28 protein-coding genes are annotated in these 24,565 nt (G+C 60.1%); 10 read left to right on the forward strand and 18 right to left on the reverse strand.

The features are described from left to right. Positions 1 to 27: 27 nt before the first annotated feature. Together AC3WP4_RS01820 and AC3WP4_RS01825 are read right to left on the reverse strand one after the other, a co-directional pair. On the reverse strand, positions 28 to 957 hold the full coding sequence (locus AC3WP4_RS01820) for a pyridoxal-phosphate dependent enzyme (protein WP_102614193.1): 930 nt from the start codon (positions 955 to 957) through the stop codon (positions 28 to 30). Positions 958 to 1,024: 67 nt separating this feature from the next. After that, the gene (locus AC3WP4_RS01825; protein WP_076027803.1) at positions 1,025 to 1,816 is read right to left on the reverse strand and encodes an SDR family NAD(P)-dependent oxidoreductase; all 792 of its coding nucleotides are present in this window, start codon (positions 1,814 to 1,816) and stop codon (positions 1,025 to 1,027) included. A 123-nt stretch (positions 1,817 to 1,939) separates the two neighbouring features. On the opposite strand from AC3WP4_RS01825, the gene AC3WP4_RS01830 reads away from it, so the two are divergent. Further along, entirely contained in the window at positions 1,940 to 2,887 is a 948-nt protein-coding gene (locus tag AC3WP4_RS01830) for a GlxA family transcriptional regulator (protein WP_102614192.1), read from the forward strand. A gap of 55 nt (positions 2,888 to 2,942) precedes the next feature. Continuing rightward, on the forward strand, positions 2,943 to 3,602 hold the full coding sequence (locus AC3WP4_RS01835) for a methyltransferase family protein (protein ID WP_102614191.1): 660 nt from the start codon (positions 2,943 to 2,945) through the stop codon (positions 3,600 to 3,602). Positions 3,603 to 3,708: 106 nt separating this feature from the next. On the opposite strand, the gene AC3WP4_RS01840 is transcribed toward AC3WP4_RS01835, so the two are convergent. The 6 genes from AC3WP4_RS01840 to AC3WP4_RS01865 form a co-directional block, all read right to left on the reverse strand. After that, complete coding sequence (locus AC3WP4_RS01840; RefSeq protein ID WP_074877931.1) at positions 3,709 to 4,377, reverse strand: HAD-IA family hydrolase; 669 nt, start codon at positions 4,375 to 4,377, stop codon at positions 3,709 to 3,711. A gap of 112 nt (positions 4,378 to 4,489) precedes the next feature. After that, the gene (locus AC3WP4_RS01845) at positions 4,490 to 4,702 is read right to left on the reverse strand and encodes a DUF1059 domain-containing protein (RefSeq protein WP_074877933.1); all 213 of its coding nucleotides are present in this window, start codon (positions 4,700 to 4,702) and stop codon (positions 4,490 to 4,492) included. A gap of 163 nt (positions 4,703 to 4,865) precedes the next feature. Continuing rightward, positions 4,866 to 5,273: a response regulator gene (locus AC3WP4_RS01850; protein WP_074877935.1), complete on the reverse strand. Its 408-nt coding sequence runs from the start codon at positions 5,271 to 5,273 to the stop codon at positions 4,866 to 4,868. Between the two features lie 179 nt (positions 5,274 to 5,452). Then, a complete protein-coding gene (locus AC3WP4_RS01855; protein ID WP_074877936.1) occupies positions 5,453 to 5,734 on the reverse strand; it encodes a pentapeptide MXKDX repeat protein in 282 nt (93 codons plus the stop codon). 68 nt (positions 5,735 to 5,802) lie between these two features. Beyond that, complete coding sequence (locus AC3WP4_RS01860) at positions 5,803 to 6,588, reverse strand: molybdopterin-dependent oxidoreductase (RefSeq protein ID WP_102614190.1); 786 nt, start codon at positions 6,586 to 6,588, stop codon at positions 5,803 to 5,805. After that, the gene (locus tag AC3WP4_RS01865; protein WP_074877941.1) at positions 6,585 to 7,205 is read right to left on the reverse strand and encodes a cytochrome b/b6 domain-containing protein; all 621 of its coding nucleotides are present in this window, start codon (positions 7,203 to 7,205) and stop codon (positions 6,585 to 6,587) included. The genes AC3WP4_RS01860 and AC3WP4_RS01865 overlap by 4 nt, the downstream gene beginning before the upstream one ends. 203 nt (positions 7,206 to 7,408) lie before the next feature. Here AC3WP4_RS01865 and AC3WP4_RS01870 point away from each other — a divergent pair, with 203 nt between their 5' ends. Continuing rightward, positions 7,409 to 8,350, forward strand: a complete 942-nt coding sequence (locus AC3WP4_RS01870; RefSeq protein ID WP_074877943.1) for a class I SAM-dependent methyltransferase — start codon at positions 7,409 to 7,411, stop codon at positions 8,348 to 8,350. Here AC3WP4_RS01870 and AC3WP4_RS01875 read toward each other — a convergent pair. Continuing rightward, entirely contained in the window at positions 8,334 to 9,110 is a 777-nt protein-coding gene (locus AC3WP4_RS01875) for a helix-turn-helix transcriptional regulator (protein WP_102614189.1), read from the reverse strand. The two genes, AC3WP4_RS01870 and AC3WP4_RS01875, sit on opposite strands and share 17 nt — an antisense overlap. A gap of 111 nt (positions 9,111 to 9,221) precedes the next feature. On the opposite strand from AC3WP4_RS01875, the gene AC3WP4_RS01880 reads away from it, so the two are divergent. Together AC3WP4_RS01880 and AC3WP4_RS01885 are read left to right on the forward strand one after the other, a co-directional pair. After that, on the forward strand, positions 9,222 to 10,325 hold the full coding sequence (locus AC3WP4_RS01880) for a polyamine ABC transporter substrate-binding protein (protein ID WP_074877948.1): 1,104 nt from the start codon (positions 9,222 to 9,224) through the stop codon (positions 10,323 to 10,325). Between the two features lie 211 nt (positions 10,326 to 10,536). Then, entirely contained in the window at positions 10,537 to 11,667 is a 1,131-nt protein-coding gene (locus tag AC3WP4_RS01885) for a DmpA family aminopeptidase (RefSeq protein WP_102614188.1), read from the forward strand. A gap of 253 nt (positions 11,668 to 11,920) precedes the next feature. On the opposite strand, the gene AC3WP4_RS01890 is transcribed toward AC3WP4_RS01885, so the two are convergent. Both AC3WP4_RS01890 and AC3WP4_RS01895 read right to left on the reverse strand, forming a co-directional pair. Next, positions 11,921 to 12,643, reverse strand: a complete 723-nt coding sequence (locus AC3WP4_RS01890; protein ID WP_102614187.1) for a GNAT family N-acetyltransferase — start codon at positions 12,641 to 12,643, stop codon at positions 11,921 to 11,923. 246 nt (positions 12,644 to 12,889) lie between these two features. Further along, positions 12,890 to 13,459 (reverse strand): YceI family protein, encoded by a 570-nt coding sequence (locus AC3WP4_RS01895; protein WP_102614186.1) that lies wholly within the window; start codon positions 13,457 to 13,459, stop codon positions 12,890 to 12,892. A 205-nt stretch (positions 13,460 to 13,664) separates the two neighbouring features. On the opposite strand from AC3WP4_RS01895, the gene AC3WP4_RS01900 reads away from it, so the two are divergent. Together AC3WP4_RS01900 and AC3WP4_RS01905 are read left to right on the forward strand one after the other, a co-directional pair. After that, the gene (locus tag AC3WP4_RS01900) at positions 13,665 to 14,420 is read left to right on the forward strand and encodes an SDR family oxidoreductase (RefSeq protein WP_102614185.1); all 756 of its coding nucleotides are present in this window, start codon (positions 13,665 to 13,667) and stop codon (positions 14,418 to 14,420) included. A 159-nt stretch (positions 14,421 to 14,579) separates the two neighbouring features. Then, positions 14,580 to 14,987 (forward strand): MerR family transcriptional regulator, encoded by a 408-nt coding sequence (locus AC3WP4_RS01905; RefSeq protein ID WP_102614184.1) that lies wholly within the window; start codon positions 14,580 to 14,582, stop codon positions 14,985 to 14,987. On the opposite strand, the gene AC3WP4_RS01910 is transcribed toward AC3WP4_RS01905, so the two are convergent. After that, entirely contained in the window at positions 14,914 to 15,945 is a 1,032-nt protein-coding gene (locus tag AC3WP4_RS01910) for an NAD-dependent epimerase/dehydratase family protein (protein WP_102614183.1), read from the reverse strand. The genes AC3WP4_RS01905 and AC3WP4_RS01910 overlap by 74 nt on opposite strands. Before the next feature lie 239 nt (positions 15,946 to 16,184). Between AC3WP4_RS01910 and AC3WP4_RS01915 the strand changes: the two genes are divergently transcribed. Continuing rightward, positions 16,185 to 17,552, forward strand: a complete 1,368-nt coding sequence (locus AC3WP4_RS01915; protein ID WP_102614322.1) for an erythromycin esterase family protein — start codon at positions 16,185 to 16,187, stop codon at positions 17,550 to 17,552. 257 nt (positions 17,553 to 17,809) lie between these two features. Here the strand turns inward: AC3WP4_RS01915 and AC3WP4_RS01920 are convergent, their stop codons facing one another. The 3 genes from AC3WP4_RS01920 to AC3WP4_RS01930 all read right to left on the reverse strand — a co-directional run bounded on the left by AC3WP4_RS01920 (position 17,810) and on the right by AC3WP4_RS01930 (position 20,562). Then, positions 17,810 to 18,508 (reverse strand): phosphoribosyltransferase, encoded by a 699-nt coding sequence (locus AC3WP4_RS01920; protein WP_102614182.1) that lies wholly within the window; start codon positions 18,506 to 18,508, stop codon positions 17,810 to 17,812. Positions 18,509 to 18,611: 103 nt separating this feature from the next. Continuing rightward, a complete protein-coding gene (locus AC3WP4_RS01925; RefSeq protein ID WP_074877962.1) occupies positions 18,612 to 19,496 on the reverse strand; it encodes a universal stress protein in 885 nt (294 codons plus the stop codon). A gap of 154 nt (positions 19,497 to 19,650) precedes the next feature. Further along, positions 19,651 to 20,562, reverse strand: a complete 912-nt coding sequence (locus tag AC3WP4_RS01930) for a universal stress protein (protein ID WP_102614181.1) — start codon at positions 20,560 to 20,562, stop codon at positions 19,651 to 19,653. A 224-nt stretch (positions 20,563 to 20,786) separates the two neighbouring features. Here AC3WP4_RS01930 and AC3WP4_RS01935 point away from each other — a divergent pair, with 224 nt between their 5' ends. Then, entirely contained in the window at positions 20,787 to 21,350 is a 564-nt protein-coding gene (locus AC3WP4_RS01935) for a GNAT family N-acetyltransferase (RefSeq protein ID WP_102614180.1), read from the forward strand. A 47-nt stretch (positions 21,351 to 21,397) separates the two neighbouring features. On the opposite strand, the gene AC3WP4_RS01940 is transcribed toward AC3WP4_RS01935, so the two are convergent. After that, the gene (locus AC3WP4_RS01940; RefSeq protein ID WP_256581207.1) at positions 21,398 to 21,520 is read right to left on the reverse strand and encodes a hypothetical protein; all 123 of its coding nucleotides are present in this window, start codon (positions 21,518 to 21,520) and stop codon (positions 21,398 to 21,400) included. Positions 21,521 to 21,575: 55 nt separating this feature from the next. Here AC3WP4_RS01940 and AC3WP4_RS01945 point away from each other — a divergent pair, with 55 nt between their 5' ends. After that, positions 21,576 to 22,514, forward strand: coding sequence for a universal stress protein (locus AC3WP4_RS01945; RefSeq protein ID WP_102614179.1), 939 nt, complete (start codon positions 21,576 to 21,578; stop codon positions 22,512 to 22,514). A gap of 36 nt (positions 22,515 to 22,550) precedes the next feature. Here AC3WP4_RS01945 and AC3WP4_RS01950 read toward each other — a convergent pair whose 3' ends face one another. Both AC3WP4_RS01950 and AC3WP4_RS01955 read right to left on the reverse strand, forming a co-directional pair. Then, complete coding sequence (locus tag AC3WP4_RS01950) at positions 22,551 to 23,894, reverse strand: HAMP domain-containing sensor histidine kinase (protein ID WP_102614178.1); 1,344 nt, start codon at positions 23,892 to 23,894, stop codon at positions 22,551 to 22,553. Further along, positions 23,891 to 24,550: a response regulator transcription factor gene (locus AC3WP4_RS01955; protein ID WP_046815239.1), complete on the reverse strand. Its 660-nt coding sequence runs from the start codon at positions 24,548 to 24,550 to the stop codon at positions 23,891 to 23,893. Before AC3WP4_RS01955 ends, AC3WP4_RS01950 begins: the two co-directional genes overlap by 4 nt. Positions 24,551 to 24,565: the final 15 nt, after the last annotated feature.

A 24,565-nucleotide genomic window follows, 5' to 3' on the forward strand; every position in this document is an offset into this window, starting at 1 on the left:
CGCGGCACCCGGATAGCGTGTGCAGCCCTACCTCGCTTCCGCACCTGAGAAACGCGCCCAACCTGCCACCAATTGCGCGCTGATGCTCACGCCGCCACACACCACAATCACTACATCATGGGCATCGGCAATCGCCGGATGGTCCAGGTATCCAATCGCCAACGAAACGCCGCACGCCGGCTCGACCAACTGACGCAGGTCGTTGGCGTAACGCACCACGCCCATGATCGCCTCGTCATCGCTGAGCACGACACATTCATGCGGGAAATCGAGGATGTGCTGCACCGGCCAGGCAGCCACCAACGTAGCGCCGAGCGACTTGGCGACCGTATCGATCCGGGGAAATACCACCGGATGTCCGGCGCTGACAGCGGCGGCAAAAGACGCGGCACCCTGGGTTTCACACGCGATGATCCGGCAGTCCATGCGCTTGTGGCGGATCAATCCGGTGAGAATCCCCGCCAGCAAGCCTCCGCCCCCAACCGACATCACAAGTGCATCGACCTGAGGACAGTCCTCGAGGATTTCATCGACCATCGTGCTGTGCCCTTCCCACAGCACCGGGTGATCGAAGGCTGGCACGTATTCGGTGTCCGCGCCCTGGGCGAGTTCCTTGGCCCGTAGATTGGCTTCGTCCCAGACCTTGCCATGGACGATCACCTCGGCACCGGTTTTCCTGATCCGTGCACGGGTGGTTTCCGGCGTGGTGTTCGGCACCACGATGCAGGCTTTCAACCCCAGGCTGGCGGCAGCCACGGCGGTGGCAAACCCGGCATTGCCGCCGGAAGGACAGATCACTTTGCGTTTCCCTTGCACCGCCGCCTGGCTGCACAACAGCCCTATGCCGCGAAGTTTGAATGAGCCGCTCGGTTGCAGGTTTTCCAGTTTGAGCCAGATTCGGCGGGACGGGGTCGACAGATCCGGATGCAGAATCAAGGGCGTTCTGATGTGAAGCATGGTGGTGCTCCTTAAGGGTGAACGGTCCTTATCCAAGCTTAGTTCACCCTGCCCGGCGGCTACCGCTTCAGCTATAACGCGGTGCGGCCGTGGAGTTGCCGAACAACCCCGAAAGCGTCTGACGCTGGGCTTCGTAAGTGTCCCACTGGTCGCCTTGGTGCAGGCCGGGAATGGTCACCACTTCGCCTTGCGCCAGGCCCGTCAACGCGGCATCGACCATGTCCTGGGCAGACATCACGATCTCTTGCGGCAGGTTTTCCACTGGGTTGCCGGCCTCGCTCCAGAAGTCGGTAGCGGTGGCGCCGGGCAATACGGCCTGGATACGAATGCCTTTGTCCGCCAACTCGCGGTGCATCGACTGGCTCAGGCCGAGGACAAACGCCTTGGTCCCGCCATACACGCCGTTAAGAATTTCCGGGGCGATGGCAACGATCGAGGAGATATTGATCACCGTCCCGGTGCCGCGAGCGACGAAGCCTGGCACCACCGCGTAAGCCAGGCGCATCAACGCGGTCACGTTGAGGGTGATCATGTCTTCCATGTCATCCACCGGGCTGCCGAGCAGCGGCATGACAGCACCGACCCCGGCGTTGTTGACCAACAGGGTGATACTGGCGTCGTTGCGTAGAATCTCTTCAACCCGCCGCACGTCGGCCTTGTCTTTCAGATCAGCGGCGACCACTTCCACGGCGCGGCCGGTTTCGTTACTCAGGTGGTTGGCCAGGGCGTTCAGTTTTGCCTGGCTGCGGGCGACCAGAATCAGGTCGTAACCCTGCCGGGCGAGGCGGTCGGCATACACCGCGCCGATGCCCGAAGAAGCGCCAGTGATCAGTGCGGTACCTTTGGATGAGAGAGCCATGTCGATTACCTTCACAGTGAGGCGATAACGTCGCCGGGTGCGAACCGTTATAAAGGGTCTAACGCTCGTCTCAAATGACGTTTAAAGTACGTTTTTCGGACATGACCTTTTGAGGACACCTCAATGACATCCATAGCGTTTGTAGTGTTTGAAGGGTTCCAGTCCATGGCGCTGGCGGCCATGCCGGTGTTCGAGTACGCCAACTTCAGTGCCGGCGAAGCGCTTTATGATGTCAGCGTAGTGTCCGAAGACGGCCGCACATTGCGTGCGTCCGGTGGCCTGAGCGTCGGCACCGAAGCCTTTGGTGAACGAGTGTTCGATACGGTGATCGTAGTCGGCGGCGATGCCATCCTCGAGCAGGCGCCCGAGGGCGTGCTGACGTATCTGCGCCACAGCGTTAAAACCGCACGGCGCACGGCGTCGATCTGCTCCGGGGCGTTCGTCCTCGCCCAAGCCGGTTTGCTCGACGGACGGCGGGCCACCACCCACTGGGCTTATGCCCGGGAGCTGCAAGCGCGGTTCCCGTCGATCAAGGTCGAAGAAGACCGCATCTACGTCGTCGACGGTTCGATCTGGACCTCCGCCGGGATGACCGCCGGCATCGACCTGGCGCTGGCCATGGTGGAAAAGGATCACGGCGCCGCACTGGCCCGTTCCGTGGCGCAGAAACTGGTGATGTACCACCGCCGCGCGGGCGGCCAGTCGCAGCACTCGGCGCTGTTGGAACTGGAGGCGAAATCCGACCGCATTCAAACCGTCCTCGGCTATGCGCGAGAACACCTCACCGAAACCTTGTCGGTGGAGCAACTGGCGGACGTCGCGCGCCTCAGCCCTCGGCAGTTCAGCCGGGCCTTTCGCGCGGAAACCGGTCAATCACCAGCCAAAGCCATCGAGAACCTGCGCCTGGAAACGGCACGGCAGATGCTGGAGCGCGGACGCCTGACCCTCGACCAGATCGCCGAAGAATCCGGTTTCAGCGACTGCCGTCGTATGCGCGAAGCCTTCCTGCGGGCGTTCGGACAGCCGCCGCAAGTGATTCGGCGAAATGCCAGGGCCGACGGCGCCACGTAGGAGCTGCCGCAGGCTCCTACACTGAACGGTGTCAGGTCCGTTTGTGGAGGTGCAGATGAAAATCTCGGCCAAACTGGCGTTTTTCGCCATTGTTTCCACCCTCGCCTACCTTGGGCTTGCGGTGTGGGGGCTTGGCGGGTTCTCGGCGTTTTTCGCTCATGCACCGCTGGTGGTCATCGTGCTTGCCACGTTGGTGATGGTCATCGCGTCCTGGTTCACCGAGGTCAACCTGAGTTCCGGCGAACGTGAAGACCGGGCCAATCGCTGGGTGCTGCCGGTGTTCGGGGTGATCGGTTTATTAAGCGGGTACCTGCCGGCCTACACCGACCGGATCGATTTCTGGACCTTTGGCGGCGAAGGGGTGCGCTGGCTCGGGGCGTTGCTGTTCATCATCGGCGGCACGCTGCGGATGTGGCCGGTGTTTGTGCTGGGCAAGCGTTTCAGCGGATTGGTGGCGATTCAGCCGGGGCACACGCTGGTCACCGACGGGATTTATCGCACCTTGCGCAACCCCAGTTATCTGGGGCTGATGATCACTGCCGTGGGCTGGGCACTGGCCTTTCGCTCTGGCGTTGGCCTGTTGCTGGCCGCGCTGACGCTAATCCCGCTGATCGCCCGCATTCACGCCGAAGAAGCGCTGTTAAGGGCGCAGTTCGGCAGCGAATACGAGGCTTACTGCGCCCGCAGTTGGCGGTTGATTCCCGGGGTTTATTAGCCAATTCACCTATCCCCTGTGGGAGCGAGCCTGCTCGCGATTGCGATCTTTCAGTCACATCAACGCTGAATGTGCTGACGCCATCGCGAGCAGGCTCGCTCCCACATTAGATTGTGTGTAGGCGGATTTGGTCGTCTTGATCCACATGGGCCTCGACCGAGTCGTAGCTGGCTAATGTGGCATGCGGAGTCTGGAGCGGATGGTCGTGGGTCGCGGTCACCACGATCAGGCCCGCTCCCGCTGCCTCGGCGGCGAGAATGCCCACGGTGGCGTCTTCGAAAATCAGGCAATCGGCCGGTTCAACGCCCAAACGCCTGGCTGCCAGTCGATAGCCCGCGGGATCAGGCTTTCCGGCACTCACATCTTCCGCAGTGACCATCACCAAAGGCTCTGGAATGCCCGCCGCGGCCATCCGCCGCAGCGCCAATGCCTTCGGCGCCGAGGTGACGATTGCCCATTGGTTGGCGGGCAGCGATTTCAGGAAATTCGCCGCGCCAGGCACCTCGATGATCCCCTCGACATCCTCGATTTCCGCCTCGGTGATGAACGCCGCTTCCGCCTCGCCATCCACCCCCGGCAACGCCAGGCGATTGATGGTGTCGATGGCGCGAACGCCATGGATGGTGGGCAGGAATGAGACGACATCGACGCCGTGACGCAAGGCCCAGGCCGCCCAGATCCGCTCGGCAGCGGCGATGGAGTTGAGGACGGTGCCGTCCATATCAAACAGAAAAGCGCGGTATGAGGTGTTGAGGACAGATTTTTGAGCAGACAAGGGGGAGGTACCTCTCGCAAGTGCCAGGCGGGTTCGCCGAACAATGTAGCATTTGCGAGGAGCTGCCGAACGCTACCCGAGCCTTCGGCAACTCCAGCAGAGGTTTTTCTTGCTAAGCGGTGCGCGGTGCTTCAACAGGCGGCGTGCCGTCGTGAAACATTGTTTTCAATTGAGCACGCAGTTCCGGTGAATCGGTGTGCTTGTGAACACTGACCGCATGCTGTGCAGCAGCCTCGAGCAGTTCGTTTTCAGAGTCTGCGCACAGAGCGACCGAGCATTTGGCATCACTTGGAAACTCGCGGCAGTCGATGTATTTACGCGCCATGATCTTCTCCTCCCTGCGACGAACGCAGGCCGCGGCCTGCGCGAATGGTCACTCGACGCGCCCCCAGACATCAAACACGATTGCATGTCGCACCGAGTGTGCCGACTCTTGAAGTATAGGCCCGCCACAAGGCCCATTGTCACAGGTGGGATGGGTTCAGGTTCTATAGGGTGTCTTTCGACTTCAAGGCAAATTCCACACAGTCCAGCAACTGCCCGAGCGCCCACGGTTTCTTGATGAACGACACCGAATGCCTGACCCCGGAACTTTCCGGGGTTTCAAAACCGGACATGATCATGATCGGTTTTTCGGGCCAACGGTCGCCAAACAGATTGGCCAGATCGGCGCCGTTGAGCTTGCCTGGCATGGTGATGTCCGTGAGCAACAAGCTAACCTGTCGTGCATGCAATTCCAGATATTCCGATGCAGCGTCTGCACTGATATGCGGTTCAACCACAAAGCCTTCTTCCTGAAGAATTTCGCAGAGAAATTCCAGGATCAGCGGGTCGTCCTCAACCACGAGAATCAACCCGCCAGCAAGGTGATCACCTGCTATCGATTCTGGACACATGATTTGCCACTCCCTGATCGCATCAATGATTTCGCGGGTTCAAATCCGCTACCTATCAGGTATGAGCAGCGGACTTCGCGGAAATTCATTTTTGATACAACCGGGAGGCGAAATCAGGCGCATACAGCGCTGCAGGGCGCCTGCCAACCAGGTTCTGGTCTCGACCAGGGGTGTGCGGATCAGTACGACGATGCGTCTTTTTTCATGCTGTCCTTGGACATCGCATCCTTTTTCATTCCGTCCTTGGACATGGCGTCTTTCTTCATCGCGTCCTTGCTCATGGAATCCTTGGACATGGCGTCCTTTTTCATCGTGTCTTTGTGCATCGCGTCTTTGGACATTGAGCCCTTGCTCATGCTGTCGTTGCTCATGCTGTTACTGGTTGCTGCATCAGCGGCAAACACGCTGGCGGCGCTAAACGCCAGGCACATGGACAGTACGGTGGTCGCTAACTTTTTCATGATGAAACTCCTTGAAGCACAGGTTGCGAAGCGCAGCGGGTGCTGCGCAGTGAAGTGGCCAGGCGCCATCAGCTACCAGCAAACCAGTTGTAGCCCTGGTCTTCCCAGTAGCCACCCGGATAAGTGTTGGTGACGAAAAGCGCCTGAATATGTTTGGGGTTCTTGTAGCCCAGCTTGGTGGGCATGCGCAGCTTCATCGGGAAGCCGTATTCGCGCGGCAGCACCGCGCCGTCATAGGTCAGCGCCAGTAAGGTTTGCGAATGCAGTGCGGTGGCCATGTCGATGCTGGTGTAGTAGTCGTCCGCGCATTTGAAGCCGACATATTTGGCATCCGTGTCGGCACCGATCCGTCTCAGGAAGTCACTGAACCGTACGCCGCCCCAGCGCCCGATCGCGCTCCAGCCTTCGACGCAGATGTGCCGGGTAATCTGTTCGGTCTGCGCCATGGCGCGCAGTTCTTCCAGGCGCCAGCTGCGCTTGTCGGCGACCATGCCGGTCACTTCCAGTCGATAACCCTCTTCCTCCACCGTCGGCGCCTCCTCGATGCCGTAGAAGGCATTGAACGGAAACGGCCGGGTGATCATTGACTCGGGATAAGTCGGTGCCAGGGTATTGGGGTTGAACAACCAGCCCTGGACCCGATCGTTGAACCGGGACATGGAGGACAACGCGGTTTCGACGCTCTCGTTGTCGGTGAGGTTGCAGCCGGACAACATGGCCACGCCGCCGAGGGTCAGGCCGCGCATCAGGAACGAGCGTCGCGAGCGGTCCTCGATCTGCGGTGCGAGGATCTTTCTGGCATCCGTCAGGATGGACGACTCGTCCAGCCCTGAGCCTTGAATGCGCTTTTTCATACGACCTCCTTGCGACCGACAATCATGGCCCACAACGTTTTGGGCACCAGCGCGACCATCACCAAATGAACCGCGACAAAGGCCACCAACAGCGCCATCGCGATGAAGTGCACGTGCCGCGCGCTTTCGTAGCCACCCATCAGCTCACGCAACAGCGGAAACTGGACGGATTTCCACAACACCAGCCCGGAGATCACCAGCAGCGTGATGTCGACCATCACGAACAGGTACGCCACCCGTTGCACCTGGTTGTAATGACTCAGGTCGGCATGCCCCAATCGACCACGCAATGCCGCCCACAAGTCATGCAAAACCCCTTTGGGCGAAACCGGGAAAAAGCGCCGTTTCAGACGACCACTGACGAGGTTGATGATCAGGTAGACAAGACCGTTGACGGCCAGAAGCCACATCGCCGCGAAATGCCATTGCAACGCGCCAGCGAGCCATCCACCCAAGGTGATTTCTTTGGGAAAACTGAAGTCGTACAGCGGGGAGGCGTTATAGATTCGCCAACCGCTGGTGACCATGACCAGCACCGCCAGGGCGTTCAGCCAATGGGTCAGCCGTAACCAGCGGGGATGGCTGCTGACCGTGGGTGTAGCAGGTAACTGCGACATGATGGGCTCCCGGCGGTTGATCGTTGGAGCCGATTATGCGAGCCGACAGATCGCCAAATCCTCACGTAAAGTTAAATTAAACGTGATAACTACCCACCTATAACCTGTGGGAGTGAGCCTGCTCCCACAGTTTTTTTTGCGTGGTCCGCCCTTGGCTCAATTGTGGTTAAAATGCCGCCCCCACAAATTGCTGGCCCTGCCCGATGAACGCTGACGCCCTTTCCACCCTCCACGACCATCTGCTGACAGCCCTGGCCACCGCCCCCGCCGAAACCCGCCGGCTGTTCCACGGCCGGGGCCGGTGCTGGCCGGGGCTGGAGCAATTGACGGTCGACTGGTTGCAGGGCGTGGTGCTGGTGTCGCTGTTCAAGGAACCCGAAGCCTCGCAGCTGGAGGCGTTGAAACACAAACTGATGGACCTCACGCAATCGCCTGCGTGGACGCAATCCGGCGCGCATACCCTCTTGCTGCAACATCGCTACCTGCTGCAAAGCACCACCGAGTGGTTGTTGGGGGACGCGATCGACGAGATGACGATCACCGAGGGCGGCCTGCATTACCGGGTGGACCTGGGCCGCAAGCAGAACACCGGCCTGTTCCTCGACATGCGTTACGGCCGCGACTGGGTGCGGGCCAATGCCCAGGGCAAGCGCGTGCTGAATCTGTTCGCCTACACCTGCGGCTTTTCGGTAGCGGCCATCGAAGGGGGGGCGACGCACGTGGTCAATCTGGACATGTCCAGCCCGGCCCTGAGCCGTGGCCGCGACAATCACCGGCTCAACGGCCACGACCTGAGCAAGGTGACGTTCCTCGGTCATGACCTGTTCAAGTCCTGGGGCAAGGTGATCGGCAAGGGCCCTTACGACCTGGTGATCATCGACCCGCCGTCGTTTCAGAAAGGCAGTTTCCTGCTGACCAAGGACTACCAGCGCGTGCTGCGCCGACTGCCGGAACTGCTCAGCCCTCAGGGTACGGTTCTGGCGTGCATGAACGATCCGGCGTTTGGTGCGGACTTCCTCATCGACGGCGTCACCCGCGAAGCACCGAGCCTGCGGTTCGAGCAACGGCTGGACAACCCGCCGGAATTTCCCGATGCCGATGTTGAATGCGGGTTGAAGGCGTTGGTGTTCAAGCGGGAGGATTGAGCACCAGGGCAAACAACTCACCATGCCCGTTCACATTGAGCTTGTGATAGAGATTGCGCCGGTGCACCTTCACCGTCTCCGGGGAAATGCCCATCTGCTGGGCGATCGCCTTGCTTGAGAAGCCCTGGAGAATCAGTCGCGCCGTTTCGATTTCCCGCACCGACAGACGCGCGTCGAAACGATCCAGCAGGGTCGCCAGATCCCCGGCCACCGCCTCGGTGGCCGGTCCTTCCGGGGGCATCAGTTGCAGGTGACGGCGCATCGCCGCCAGCACCCAATCGCGCACGCAAAGCAGGCAGCCCTGCTCTTCAAGCGTGAATCGGGTCGAGCGTCCCAACGACAAACCGAGCACGGCGCCCTCGACGTTGACCATGAACTGCAACTCGTCGCCGCCCACCACGCTGCGGAAGTAGCTCAGGTAGTACTCGCTCTGCTGGAACTGGTCGGGGGCCACCGAATCGAGGCTGTGCAAACCGTCGGCAATACCGGCACAGGCGGCCTGATAAAACGGATCGAGCAAGTACATGCCAGCGCTGTAGTCCGCGAGGTCTTCATGCTCGGCAGCACCGCCCTTCGAGTCGAAATCGATCAGCAGGCGCGGCACCCGCCCGGCCCTCATGACTGCGACCAACGCGTTGTCCATCGGCACCAGCAGCCGCAGCGTATCAACCAGCGCACGCCAGAACCCGTCCTGCCCCACCGCACCAAAGACCCGCGCCAGCCCCTGGTGCACCGGTAACTCTTTCAACAACGCGTCCACGCCCTACCCCTTTCGAGTAACCCATGATGGGAATGGGTGAGTCCACTCCCGGTCGATACGCTGCAAGCACCTGATCATCACCGGCCTGCAGCAGGCCAGGAGTGCCGCATCATGAGTCGTCACCGCTCGTATATCAATCTTGGACTGGGCACCTGTCTGTCGGTCTCGCTATCGGCGGTTGCCGCCGACGGCCCGACGGTTCACGTCTACAACTGGTATGACTACATTGGCCCCACGACCCTGCAGGATTTCAAGCGTGACACCGGGATTGTCCCGGTCTACGACACCTTCGACAGCGCCGAAGTGCTGGAGGGCAAATTGCTCACCAGCCGCAGCGGATACGACGTGGTGGTGGCCAGCAACTTCAGTTTGCCGACCCTGATCAAGGCCGGCGCCCTGGCACCTCTGCCCCACGCGCAGATGCCCGATTTCAAAAACATGGACGCTGACTTGTTGGCGAAACTGGCCAAGAACGATCCGGGCAACCAGTACGCCGTGCCGTATCTGTGGGGCACCAACGGCATCGGCTACAACATCGACAAGGTCCGCGCCGCGCTGGGCGACAAGGCGCCGGTGGATTCCTGGGACCTGGTGTTCAACGAAGCGAACCTGGCCAAGCTCGGCGAGTGCGGCGTGGCCATGCTCGACTCGCCGGCCGAGATGCTGCCGGTCGCCCTGCACTACCTCGGCCTGCCACCCAACAGCACCAACCCCGAAGACTACAAAAAGGCCGAGGCACTGCTGCTCAAGCTGCGTCCGCACATTGCTTACTTCAACTCGTCCAAGTTCATCAGCGATCTGGCCAACGGCAACATCTGCGTGGCGGTGGGTTGGTCCGGCGCGATGCTGGAAGCCAAGACCACTGCCGAACAGGCGAAGAATGGCGTGAAGATCGCCTACAGCCTGCCCAAAGAAGGCGCGCCGGTGTGGTTCGACACGTTGGTGTTGCTCAAGGACGCACCGCACCCGGAACAGGGTTTGGCTTTCATCGACTACCTGATGCGCCCTGAAGTCATCGCGCCGGTCAGTGATCACCTCTCCTACCCCAACGGCAACCGTAGCGCGACGCCACTGGTGGCCGAAGCGACCCGCAACAATCCGGCCGTGTATCCATCCGCTGAAGCCATGGCCACGTTATTCACCCTCCAGCCTCTGCCGCCCGCCACCGAGCGCGTGCGCACAAGGATCTGGAGCAAAGTCAAAAACGGTCAGTAACCGCGATGAAATCTGTAGCAGCTGCCGAGCTTGCGAGGCTGCGTTCGGCTGCGCAGCAGTCGTAAATCCGGTTAACGCGATCCTCCTGAAGCACCGCGTACTCAGAGTTTGCGACTGCTTCGCAGCCGAACGCAGCCTCGCAAGCTCGACAGCTGCTACGGGGATTGTGTTTGCCAATAACTTTTTTAATGAATTGAAGATGAGAGAAACGATGAAACCACGTGCCCGCGACCTGAACATCCAGTTCGGCCAACTGCAACCCGGCCCACTCAACGCCATCACCGATGTGCCTGGCGTCCGGGTCGGCCACAGCAATGTGCGAGGACGCACGGCAAACGGTCGCGACATCCTGACCGGCGTCACCGTGATCGAACCGCGTGCCGGTTCTACCAGCCTGCAACCGTGCTTTGCCGGTGTCCATGTGCTCAACGGCAACGGTGATGCGACCGGTCTTGAATGGATTCGCGAAGCAGGCCTCTTGACCAGCCCGATCGCCTTCACCAACACCCACAGCCTGGGTGTGGTGCGCGATGCGCTGGTTGTGCTAGACCGCGAACAGCAGCCAGATGACGGGCGACTCTACTGGAACATGCCCGTGGTGCTGGAGACCTTCGACGGCCTGCTCAACGACATCAACGGTTTCCACGTGAAGCCTGAACATGTGGCCGAAGCCCTGAGCGCGGCCGCGGGTGGTCCGGTGATCGAAGGTGCCGTCGGCGGTGGCAGCGGCATGATCTGCCATGAATTCAAGGGCGGGATCGGCACCGCTTCGCGGCGTCTGAGCAGTGCTCAGGGCGGCTGGACCGTCGGCGCCATCGTCCAGGCCAACCATGGCATCCGCAACGAACTGCGCGTCGACGGCTACCCGGTCGGGCGCTACATGGAAAAGGCCGACTCGCCGTTCCTCAAGGCATCCTTGCCAAATCCGGGCATGGGCTCGATTGTCGTCTGCCTGGCCACCGACGCGCCGTTGTTGCCGCACCAGTGCACGCGCCTCGCGCAGCGGGCCAGCCTCGGCCTGGCCCGCACCGGCGGCGGTAATGAAGACCACAGCGGCGACATCTTCATCGCCTTCGCCACCGGCAACCAGCACGTGCCGCCGGCCGCTTACGAGAACAAGCGTGCGCCGACCACCGACAACCTGAGCATGGTCAACAACGACCACATCAGCGAGTTGTTCCTGGCCGCCACCGAAGCCGTGGAGGAAGCGATCATCAATGCCTTGCTGGCCTCGGACACCGCCGAAGGCAACGGCCATGCGGTACCGGGTCTGGATGCCGGGACGCTGCTCAACGCCTTGCGTCGGGCCGGGTGGCCAGGGGATTCGACTAGCGGTACTTGAGCGCCAACCGCCAACTTTCTACGATAAATCTACGCAGCCGCTTGTTGACTCAAGCCGTTGCGTAAGTGGTGAGTGAAATGAACCCCTACCAAGCTCGCCACTTGTTTCATGCGCATCTTGAGCCTCGAGGGCTCTACTTCCTCCCCATCAAAGAGCTTTGAGGCTCTTTTTTTATCTGCACGATTTCCAGACAAGAAAAAGCCCTTGGCACGCTGTTCGCACCAAGGGCTTTTTTTGCGTTGAGTCGAAGCGACTAGACCAATCGCAGTCTAGGGGACGGGGCTGGTACTGCACCTTCACCCAGCCGCTCCCGAACAAATTCATTGGCCTTGCGCGTCATCTGGTCCAGATGCCGGTCACGCTGTTTCTCCGCATCGAGCATGGCCCGCTTGCCGTGTTTTTGCAGCAGGTAGGTATGAATCTGCCGCACCTCCAGCGAGCTGTAGATCGGCGCCACGTCCAGCACGGCCATCAAGCCATCGGTGCCGTGGTCGCGGGTGTTCATCAGCACTTGAGTCGCGCGCACGCCCACCACCTGAAACCCCATTGCCTCAAAATACGGAACCTTGGCCACCGCGCACGTCAACTCGGCATGCGGATAGCGGCCGACCATTTCCTGCAACATCCGCCGGGCAATGCCTTGGCGCCGATGGCTGGCACTCACCGCCATGTACGCAACACCGCATGCATCGGGATCGTCCTTGACCGGCAGGTACAACAGGAAGCCGATGACCTTCTCGGGGTCGTCTTCGTCGGTTGCGACGAGCAACTCCACCGCCATCCCTTTCGCCCCGTTCAACGCCTCCAGATAGAGGTGAACCTCGTAACCGATCGCGTACTGGTAAACGTTGTACAACAGGTTGCTCGGCGCGATAGCGACCATGCTGATGTCGGTCAGGTAATCGACCACCATCTGCAGGATCTGGCTATTGATGTGCTCGGGGCACGGGGTTTTGAAATGGGTGATCTGGGGCATTCGTGGCTCTGACTCTGGGGCGGACGTGAAGAGTGTGTTCGCGGACGTGCCTATCATAACGTGCTGACGTGGCCGAAGGTGGTATGACGCTCGTTCCCACGCTCTGCGTGGGAATGCAGCCCGGGACGCTCCGCGTCCCTTCCGGAGCCGAACGCAGAGCGTCCGTTGCGGCATTCCCACGCGGGAGCGTGGGAACGATCATCGACCGCCACTGATGCGCCAACCTCATGACTCGCGACGACCGTGCTACTGCTCCGGCGCAACCATGCGAAACCGGATATTGATCTTGTCGGAGACAACACCGTCGGCCCATTCCCCCTCGCCGATTTTGAAGTCGCTGCGCTTGAGCGTTAACTGGCCGTCGAAAATCCCGATGGCGTTCTCGGCCTTCAAAAGCACCGGCACCTCCACTTCACGGGTGATCCCCCTGAGCGTGAGTTTGCCGGTGATCGAGTAACGGTTGTCGCCCAGGACTTTCACGCCGGTCGATTCAAACGTCGCCACTGGATACGTTGCCGTGTTGAACCAGGCTGGCTTTTGCAATTCGCTGTTGGCGTCGCTGCTTCCGGCGTCGATGCTGTCGAGCTGGATGGTGAGCGCCGCCCGGCCTGCCGACGGGTTCGCCGTGTCGAAATCAAGCGTGGCCTCGAACTTGCGGAAGGTGCCGTATACCCGCGAAGAGAACTGTTTATAGGTGAAGGAAATCGTGCTGGCAGTTTCATTGACCTGGGTGTATTCGGCCGCCTGGACACAAGGCAACGCGCCGAATGCAAGGGCGGCCACCAGCACGGCGCAGGTCGGGAATCGGTGCTTCATGGGACTCTCCGGTTGGGCTCCCGTCTTGAGCTGAGGCGCCGCACACGTGAGCCAGCGATAGGTGGACTAAAGCAAACAAACACCGTTAATTCCACCTGCCGCTCACACTTCCGACCACCTGTCGGCCCCATGCCAATGCTGTCCGATACGGCCGCTACCAGGGTGTTTAATGACTGTCCCACCTCACCGCATCGGGAGACCGGCCATGAAATTCGTCATCATCGGAGGAAGCGGGCTGATCGGCAGCAAAGTCTGCAAGAACCTCCAGGACCTGGGGCATGAAGTCATCTCAGCGTCACCGAGTACCGGCATCAACGTCATCACCGGCGAAGGCCTGGCGGACGCGCTCAAGGGCGCCGATGTGGTGGTCGATGTGGCCAACTCCCCTTCATTCGAGGATCACGCGGCGTTGCATTTCTTTGAAACCGCCGGGCATAACCTGTTCGCTGCCGAGAAGGTAGCCGGCACCAAACACCATGTCGCCCTGTCCGTCGTGGGCACCGAACGGATGCTCGACAGTGGTTACTTCCGGGCCAAAATGGCCCAGGAAAAACTCGTCAAGGCCTCGGGCGTTCCCTACACCATCCTGCGGGCCACGCAGTTCTTCGAGTTCATTGGTGCCATTGCTTACTCGGGTCGCGAGGACGGCAACACCATCCATTTAACGTCCGCCGCGTTGCAACCTGTGGCCTCGGTGGATGTCGCCGCTGCTCTGACGGCTATCGCTCAAAAAGCGCCGACCCATCAGACCGTAGAAGTGGCCGGGCCGGATCGCCGGCCCATTGTCGAGTTCGTGAATGCGTACCTGAAACACACCAAGGACCCGCGCGAAGCCGTCCCGGATGACACGGTTCCTTACTTCGGCGCCCCGATCGATGACAAGTCCCTCACGCCCGGCGATAACCCTATCGTCGGAGCGACCCGGTTTGAAGATTGGCTAGAGACTGCACATCCCTCTTGAGTCGCCAGTGGCGATGATGACCAGCGGGTCCAGGAACTGAACCCGCTCTCATCGTTCAGATATCAGTTCTTCACAGGCAACGGCTTGCAAGCAAATCGGGCTGCGATAGGATGGCTTGCGGATTTTCGATTGCGACTCGCATGGCGAGAAGGATTGCTGATGTTCATTGGACGACTCGCCGGGCTCACCGGTTGTACCCCGAAAGCCATTCGACTTTACGAACAGATGGGGTTGATCCCGGAACCGGTTCGTCAGGGTCGATATCGCATCTACACCTCACATCACCTCACGCTCGTGCGCCTGATCCGCCGGGCGCAGATCGCCGGTTTCAAGCTCGCCGAAATGGTGCCACTCATCGCTGCAAAGAACGCTTTGAACGCCTTTCCCGTGGTACTGGCCAACGAGGCGATCGACCTCAAACGCCAACAAATTTTCGCGAAAATAGCCGACATGCAGGCCTTGGCTGATCACCTCAGCGAACTCAAAAGCGAGATCAATTGCCTTTTTGAACCGGGCACAGTGATAACGCCTCATAGCGATGCGTCGAGCGCTGGCCTAGATAGATAAACGTCGATTGCAAGGCATCTTGTGGCGCTCGTGGACAAAAGCCCAATTCGGTCCTGGCCTTGGTGATGGCGTATTCCTGCTTGACGCCGTGGAACATCCTGACCTGACTGAGCAACAGTTGCGCTGGCCGACCGGTCAAGCCGGCCCAACGCTCCTGCATCCACGCCACCGCGACCAACAACCATTTGGGCGCCAGCGGTGGCAGGCGATAGCCCGGTGAAACCTCGTTCGCGGCATCAATGATCTCGGCCAGTGAAGAGGACCGTTCATTCGCCAGAATGTAGCGCTGTCCTGACCGGCCTTTTTCTGCCGCGAGGATCATCCCGAGGGCGACATCTCGCACGTCGACAAAATTGAAATGAAAGCCTGGGTCCAGAGGCATTTGTCGCAACCTGACCGAATCGACAAACTTCAGGGTGTCAGTCAGCTTGGCCGCGTTGGGGCCGATCATCGCCGAGGGCAACACCGAGACCATCCAAAGGTTCAGGGCCTGCGCCGTATGCCAGGCCATTTTCTCCGACAGGATCTTGGACGCGTAATAGGCATTCTGGTCCTCGTCGTTCCAGTGCTCTTCATCGAGCTTCTGCCCGTTCTGACCGATGGCCGCAACGGAACTGACATACACCACGCGCTTGACCCCGGCCTTAGCCGCGGCCTGCAAAACGCGACGTGTTCCTTCCACATTCGGTTGGATAATCTCGGCGTGCGGATGCCTCGCCCAGTGCTTGAACACCGCCGCGACCTGAAACAACAGGTCCACCCCGTTCAACGCCTTGAGCATGGCCGTTTCGTCGAGCAGTTCGGCATACACCCTTTCGCAATCCAGCCCCTCGAACGCCGCCGATTCGTTCACATCACGAACCCCGGCGCGGACTCGGTAACCCTGATCGAGCAAGGCTCTGACCAAGGTATTGCCTAAATGCCCATTGGCCCCTGTGACCAGACATAACTGACTCATACAACCCTCCCTCTCGCTTGAACAACATCCGTTTTGGCGAGGACGACCTTAGGCTCTGTCCCGTGGGACAGAGTCAAGCAGTACGCGGTCACGCGGCCATTGGATTGCCGAATCAACGGGTCACCGACGAAGAATTTTCCTCCTGTTTCTGACTCAAATAAGACACAGACCGCTCAGTCGTGCCGATCAAAACCGACGCACTGCGCATTGGGCAATCCACCCTCATGGGGATGACGTCCATGAACACCACTTCCCAAGACATACCGGACACCCTTTATGGCTCACACAGCCACATTGACGAGGCCGCCATCGCCCCGCTGCTGCGTCAATACGCCGAGCCCCTGCCGGATCTGGAGGCCAAAACCTTTGGTGAAATGTTCGACCGCTACGCTGATGCGCGGGTGGTGATGATCGGTGAAGCCAGCCATGGCACTTGCGACTTTTATCGAGCCCGGGCTGCGATCACCCAACGACTGATCGAGCAGCACGGCTTCAATATCGTGGCGGTTGAAGCCGACTGGCCAGACGCAGGTCATGTCGACCGATATGTGCGGGGGCTGGTGCCCTCGGCCTGGAAACGGCATATCTTCAGCCGGTTTCCGACCTGGATGTGGCGCAACACCGATGTGAGAGCGTTCGCCCATTGGCTCCATCGGTACAACCACCAGCAAGCTCCTGAATCTCGCGTCGAATTTCGCGGTCTGGACGTTTACAGTTTGCGAAACTCCATTCATGAGGTGCTGAGTTATCTGGAAAGGACTGACCCGCACCTGGCACACGAAGCAAGGCGTCGTTATGGCTGTTTGACCCCTTGGCAGGATGATCCTGCGTTGTACGGCCATTTTGTCGAACGCAATGGCCTGATGCCCTGCGAGCAGGCCGTGGTCGACCAACTCAATGTCATGCTGGCCGAACAACTGGCCGGGCTTGTCCAATCCGACGAGGCGTTCTTCAATGCGGCGCAAAACGCCCGGGTCGTGCGGGCGGCGGAACAATACTATCGAGCGATTTATCGAGGTTCGACCGCCTCCTGGAACCTGCGTGACCGCCACATGTTCGACACCTTACAGGCCCTGCTGGAGCATCGCGGCCCAAAAGCCAAAGCGGTGGTGTGGGCCCACAACTCCCATATCGGCAATGCGGCGGCCACGGAAATGGGCTGGAAAGGTCAGTTCAATATCGGTCAGCTGTGCCGCAATGCATATGGCCGCCATGTCGTGCTGATCGGCATGAGCACCGACCGCGGCCAGGTAGCAGCCGCCGATGACTGGGATGGCGAGATGCACATCAAGGACATCCGCCCCTCTCGTCCAGACAGCTGGGAGCATCAGTTCCTCAAGGCTGGTGTCCCGGCTTCATTGACCGACTGGCGAGATCCGCAGCGAAAAGACCTGCTTCGAGCCCTGTCCAAACCTTTGCTGGAGCGGGCCATCGGGGTGATTTACCGCCCCGACAGCGAGCGCAGCAGTCATTACTTCGAAGCGGTGCTGGCCGAACAGTTTGATGCAATGGTCTGGATTGAACAGACCCGTGCGGTGACGGCACTGGCGCTGCCGAAAAGCCAGGAACTGGAGCCCGAAGACGACACCTTCCCGTTTGGTGTGTAACACCGAGCGTATCGCCTAATGCCGATCAGTTAAGCCAAACGCAATCTGTAGCAGCTGGCGAAGCCTGCGTTCGACTGCGCAGCAGTCGTAAAATCTGAGTTCGAGGTTTATCTGAAACACCGCACTGCCTCATTTAACGACTGCTGCGTCCGAACGCGGCCCGAACCGAACGCAGGCTTCGCCAGCTGCTACAGGTTGTGTCGTTCCTTAACTGATCGGCATTAGGGAGTATCGGCTGCGACTGTCGAGACTTGGGCTCATGCATCCGAACGCCCCTGAGCTGAGGCGCTGGCGGATTCTCGCTGCCAGGCCCGCTGCAACAGCTTGATGACCTCGGCATCCGAGGTCTGGGTAAAGTCCATGTACCAATGGCCGATCGACATCAGCCAATCGGGAATGATCGGGCATATCAGCTCATCCACCTCACTGCGCAACGCCTCCGCCGTCTCGATCGGCGCCACCGGCACAGCGACGACGATACGAGACGGCGCCTGCGCACGTACCGCCTGGATCGCCGCCATCATCGAGGCGCCTGTTGCCAGGCCGTCGTCGATCAGGATCACCACCTGATCCTTGAGTTGCAAAGGCGCGCGCGTTCCCCGGTAAACCTGCTCGCGGCGTAACAGCTCGCGGGTTTCCCGTGCAACCACTTCATCGAACGTGGCCGGATCAATCGGGTGAACCCGCAGCGCCTGTTCATTGAGGATTTGTATGCCGCCGCTGGCGATGGCGCCCATCGCAAACTCTTGATGAGACGGAACACCCAGTTTGCGCACCAGCATCAGGTCCAGACGAACATCCAGTGCCGAGGCCACTTCATAGGCCACCGGCACACCGCCACGGGGCAAGGCGAGGACGATGACATCGGGGCGATGGGCGTATTGGCGCAACGGTTCTATCAGCCGTCGACCGGCAGCGGCCCGGTCTTGCAGGATGGTGGGCGATGAGGGACTCATTTGAAAACCTCCTCAGGCGATCACACCTGTCGGTTCGCATCACAGGGTCACTAGCGAAGTGTCGGTCTGACGGAGCTGACATCAAGTTCAGTCTGAAGGCCCTCTAGACCGCCAAAATGCTGCAAGGCACCTGATACAGAATATGTTCGGTCGTGCTGCCCAGAAGCTTGCCCACCCCATGGGACTGGACTCTGCCCATCACAATCACATCCACTTGATGCGCGTTGGCGAACTCGCTCAGGACCTTAACGGGATGTCCCTCGATGAAATGCCGACGATCAGAGGGCACACCGAATCGCCCGGCCAACTTGAGGAATGATTTTTCCAGGTCTTTGCGCAGCGCCTTCGTGAGCTCAGCCAGGGTCAAACCGCCCATGTCCGCCAGGAACGCGGCCGAAATATTGCAGGCGTACAGCAAATGCAACTCGGCATCACACTGCAGGGCGAGACCGCACGCTTGCTGGATGATCCGGTCATTCAGTTCATCGTCGCAAGACGCAGCATCCGACACTTCCACCGCTGCGATGACCTTGCGTGGCAACACGTAACCGCCGCCGCCCAACAGATAAAGCGGTATCGGACAATGACGCAGCAAATGCCAATCCAGAGGCGTGAAAAAAGCGCGTTTAAGCGCTGATTCGTGCTGAACCTCCTTGATCAACAGGTCAGGCTGCATTTCCATGACGTGATCAAGAATGGCTTCGCGCATACCATCAGCCCAAGCCACCTCAGTGGTGGTGTTGATGCCCCCGCTGCGCAGAGTTTTTGCCTGAGCCTTGAGCCAATCCTCATGATCCTGCCGATAGCGCTCTCGAGCACTTTCCCGATCGCCAGATTCGAGCAGCGACAACATATCCAACGATGGAATCAAGGCGGCGATATGCAAACTTGCACCGCAGGTCATGGCCAGCGCGGCGGCATGGTTTATTGCCTGGGAATGGCGCAGGGCCGGGTTGATGATCAGTAACAACCGTTGATACTGGCTCATGATCTGCCTCCAGTGGGGTGGGTCTTCGGCGCTCGCTGTCCATCGACCGTTGCCGAGGCCGAATCCAGATTCCTCCTCCAGCATTTCCCTGCCATTGATCTACATCAAACACCTGTATAAAGCATAGACACCCGTCGAAACGGCGTGATCGCGCTCACCCCTTGACGTTCGACCTGACCGCCAGAATGCTGCCCGGCACCGAGTACAACGCCCGCTCGGTGTTGCTGCCGATCAACCGGTCGACACCCACCCGATGCACGGTGCCCATCACCACCACATCGGCCAGGTATTGCTCGACAAACTCACTGATCACCGGCACCGGCAGGCCCATGACGAAATGCCGTCGCTCCGGCGGCACACCGTATCGATCCGCCAGGGTGACAAACGCCAGGTGCAAGGATTGGCGCAGCTCCTCAACGAAATCCGCCCCCCAGCCACCGCTGATCAACGGTGCATCACCATTGAAAGCCGGCGACAAGTCATAGGCATAAAGCAGGTGCAGCGGCGCATCGCATTGCAGCGCCAATGCGTTGGCGGTCTGGATGATGGTGTCGTTCAGGCCACTGATCTGGGTCGAGGGGTCGAGCGGGTCCACCGCGGCGACAACCCGGTGCGGCAAGCTGTAACGGGTCTGATTGACCAGGTGCACGGGGACCGGGCATTCGCGCAGCAAGTGGCAATCGAGCGGGGTGATGAACACTCGCCTGAGTACCGGTTCCAACGTGGCATCCTTGATCAACAGGTCCGGCTTGAGCTCTTCGACAGTTTTCAAGATGTCGGGCAGTGGATGGGTCGTGAAGACCACTTCGACCGTCACCTCCAGCCCCTGACCGCTGAGCTGCTCGATCTCGTCGGCCACCCAGCGGCGATAGCGGCGCAAATAGCGTTGATAGCCTGCGTCGTCGGTTTTCTCTTCCCACAAATGCACGATCGGCACCGGTTCGACAAAGGCCCGCACGTCCAGCGCAGCCCCGCTCGCCTTGGCCAGCGCGACAGCACGGAGCAAGGCTGGAGACTGGTGCAGGGTTTGATCGGCGATCAGCAACAAACGTTGATATTGACCCATCACACACCTCGGCTCGACACCGGCCCTCAAGCGCCGGCAAATCCAAGACTGCTCCCGTTGCCCCTTGCCCCGGGTTGATTTACATCAAACATGAGCCAATGAGTGCCTGGTATCGCGACTTTCTGATCCAGATCAGATTCAAGCGCCGCTGGCGGGGTAAAAAGGAATGAACCGCGTGGTTGAATACCGCGCGCCAGCCTTTCAAACCGGATGGAGGATCACCGATGCTCACTGTCAAAGACCACAATGATCGGGCGGCGGCTGCCTACGCGGCAGTGACCGGACAATACTGGATTGAAGCGCTCAAGGATGGCCGCCATGTATTGATCCGGCCGCTGGCGGAAAAAGACCGCGAACGTGAATACGCCTTTATCAAGCGCTTGTCCCCCCAGTCCCGGCATATGCGCTTTCTCGCGCAGATCAACGAACCCGGCGCCGCCATGCTCAACCAGTTGATGGACACCGACAACAAACAGCGCCTGGCCTACATCGCGCTGGTTCATGAAAACGGCCAACTGATCGAGATCGGCGTCAGCCGCTACGCCGCCACCGGCGAACACGAATGTGAATGCGCCGTAACGGTCGCCGATGAATGGAAGCACCTGGGGCTGGGCACGTTACTGATGGAGCATCTGATCAAGGCCGCCCGCAAGAACGGTTTTCGCCAGATGTATTCGGTGGATGCCTCCAGCAACGTGCCGATGCGCGACCTGGCCAAAGCCCTGGGTTTCGAGACACACAACGATCCCGATGACAGCTGTCAGGTCATCCATCGTCTGTCCCTGTAAAAAACACCCCGTAATGTTCCGGCCAACGGTTCATCGCGGGGTGCCCACTAACGCGCCTCCAACGTCAGCGCCAGCCAAACCGGGTCACCACACGTCGGGCAGCCCGCGCCGTCACACGCCGGTTTGATGCAGATCAAACCGCAAATCCCGGCCAGCGGCAGCATCGGCATCAAGTACCCACATCCAAGGCCATTCGGCCAGCGTTTGATTTAAAGGAGAGGTGTCATGTCCGAGCAATCACGTTTCATGCTGGTCGCTTCGCCCCTGATGGAAAACAGCCCTGCTTTCGACCGCGCCGCCGCGCTGGCCAAGGCTGAAGATGCAGCGCTGCACATCGTGGCCTTCGATTACCTGGAAGGCCTGGCGACCGCCGGCATGGTCAATGAACAGGCCCTGGAGCAGATGCGCCTGGGGTATGTCGAGCGCCATCGTCAGTGGCTGGAAGAACAGGCTCGCCCGTTGCGCAAAATCGGCGTGACCGTCACCACGGAAGTGGTCTGGGTTGAACGCCCCTTGCAGGAAATCCTGATCCACCTCAAAGAGCAGCCGATGGCCGTGCTGATCAAAGCGCTGGAACCCTCGTCGCGGCTGTCGCGGATGATGTTTACGCCCCTGGACATCCACTTGCTGCGCGAATGCCAGGTACCGCTGCATTTTGTCAGCCATGTACAGCATGCCTTGCCGCGCAGGATTGTCGCGGCAGTCGACCCCTTCCATCGCGACGGTCAATACAAAGGCCTTAATGACCGAATCCTGCATGAAGCGGTGAAACTGGCGACGGCGTGCAACGCACAAGTCGACGTCCTCTACGCCTATGACCTGTCGTCAATCGGCGCCGATGAATTCGGCTTCGACAACGCTTCCGCGTTCTTTTCCTCGAGCAACGCCAAGACCCTGTTCGATGCACAGGGCGAGGTCTTCAATGACTTGGCCGAGCGCAACGGCATCCCACCGGAGCGACGCCACATGGTCATGGGCAACCCGGCCAAGGTTCTGGCCAGTTACGCCGATGCCTATAACGTCGACGTGATCGTCATGGGGCGCGTCGGCCATAACGGCCTGGAGCGGCTGATTGGCAGCACGGTGGAACACCTGCTGTACAAAATGCCCTGCAGCGTCTGGGTGGTGGCGCCGGAAGAACTGGCTGATTGGGGAGTGTCATAAATTTCTGCACGTTAATGTCACTGTCCGGCACCGCCCTCAGCCTTCGACCGTCGACGCGAGCGCAAACCCGACGCAGACTTCGAATCCATCCGTTCGACCTGTCGCCGGCGATACCAGCCGTATTTTCGCGTTGACGCCCTGCACAATGGTTTTGGCAATCGCCAACCCCAACCCTGAACCGCTGGTTTCACTGTTGCCCCGCACAAAGCGCTCGGTGAGCCGCTGCAACACCGGCTCGGGCACCGGCGGGCCACCATTGACCACACGCAGCAGCGCCTGGTCGGTAAGACTGACTTCGACCGGTTGATCCGCGGCGCCATACTTGAGCGCGTTCTCGATCAGGTTGCGCAACAGGATGGCGAAGGCGTCCGGATCAATCGTCGAGTACACGCTCGTCTGGGTTGGCAGGTGCAACTCGATCCGGTGCCCACTGTTGTGGTTCCACTCATCGACCACATGGGCCAACAACGGAATGAGGTCCTGGGGCGTTTCGGACAACAGCCCTCCTCCCTCGGCCTTGGCCAGCTGCATGAGTTTTTCCGAGAGCCGCGCCAGTTCGCGCAACGAGGTTTCGATTTTAGCCGCGCGTAACCGCAACGGGCCTTCAGGCGCTTCGTGACGCAAACGCTGGATCTGCGCCAGGGTCGCGGCCAGTGGCGTGCGCAGTTCATGGGCGCTGTTGGCCGTAAAGCTGCGCTCGGCCTCCAAAGCCTTGCGCAAGCGCTCCAGCAGATGATTGACCGCCTCGGCCAACGGGCCGATTTCAGCCGGCAATCGCGCCATGTTGATCGGCGACAGATCACCCACGCCGCGCGCCTCCACGGCACGACGATAGGCCAATACACTGCGCAAGCTGATGCGCACAAACATCCAGGTGCCAAACAGGCTGATGGGAATCAGCGCCAATAATGGCAACAACAAGGCAAGCAACGCTTCCCGCGCGGCTTCACGGCGATGTTTCAGAGGTTCGGCGATTTCGATGAACACCGTCTCACGCAGCGCACTGGCGCCATACAGACGATATTTTTTAGTGGTTGAAAAGCCTTCGACCGGTTGTTTGTTGAAGATCTTCGGGTTGGCGTCGTGGGACTGCATCAGGATCTCGCCCTTGGCATCGCGCACCAGATACGTCAGGTATTCATTGTGCATTTTCAGGGTGGCGACATGCTGCGCTTCACGGGGGTTTTCCCGGTTGCTGATTTCCAGCACAGCCAAGGGCAAGATGCGCTGCGCAGTCTCTTCCAGCGCACTGTCGAACGCCTCGTTCAATTCATGTTGCACCACCAGCCAGGCGCCGACGGTCGCCGCCAGCCACAGTAAGGTCGTGCCCAACGTCAATCCCAGGCCGAGACGCTTTTGCAGGCTTGACGACGGCTTCATGCGGACATCAACCGATAGCCCATGCCCCGCACGGTTTCAATCAGGTCGCGCCCGAGTTTTTTACGCAGACGGCTGATATAGACCTCGATGGTATTGCTCTCGATTTCGGCGCCGAAGGCATACAGCCGTTCTTCCAGCTGCGACTTGGACAGCAGCGCGCTGGGGCGCTGCACAAACGCCTCGAACAGCGCCCATTCCCGCGCCGTGAGGTCCACCGTCGCACCGGCCCGCTGAACCGTACGGGCACTCATGTCGACCTGCAAATCACCGAGCTTGATCTGCGGATTGGGGTTGCCGCTATAACGCCGGGCCACCGCCGCCACACGAGCCGAGAGCTCAAACAGGTCGAACGGCTTGACCAGGTAGTCGTCGGCGCCCGCGTTGAGGCCAGCGATACGATCGGAAATCTGATCCTGGGCAGTCAGGATAATCACCGGGGTCACATCCCCTGCCGAGCGTTGCTGACGCAAAAAATCCAGCCCACGACCGTCCGGGAGCATCAGGTCCAGCAGGATCAGGTCGTAAGGCGTGGTGCGCACGCTGTTGCGCGCATGGTCCAGGCGCTGCACCCAATCGACTGCGTGGCCGTCATCGGCGATCTGCTCGCGCACCGCCTCCCCCAACCCGGGTGCGTCCTCGACCAATAAAACCCGCATCTGGCACCTCCTGTG

The sequence above is a fragment of the Pseudomonas sp. FW305-20 genome, from assembly GCF_058788075.1.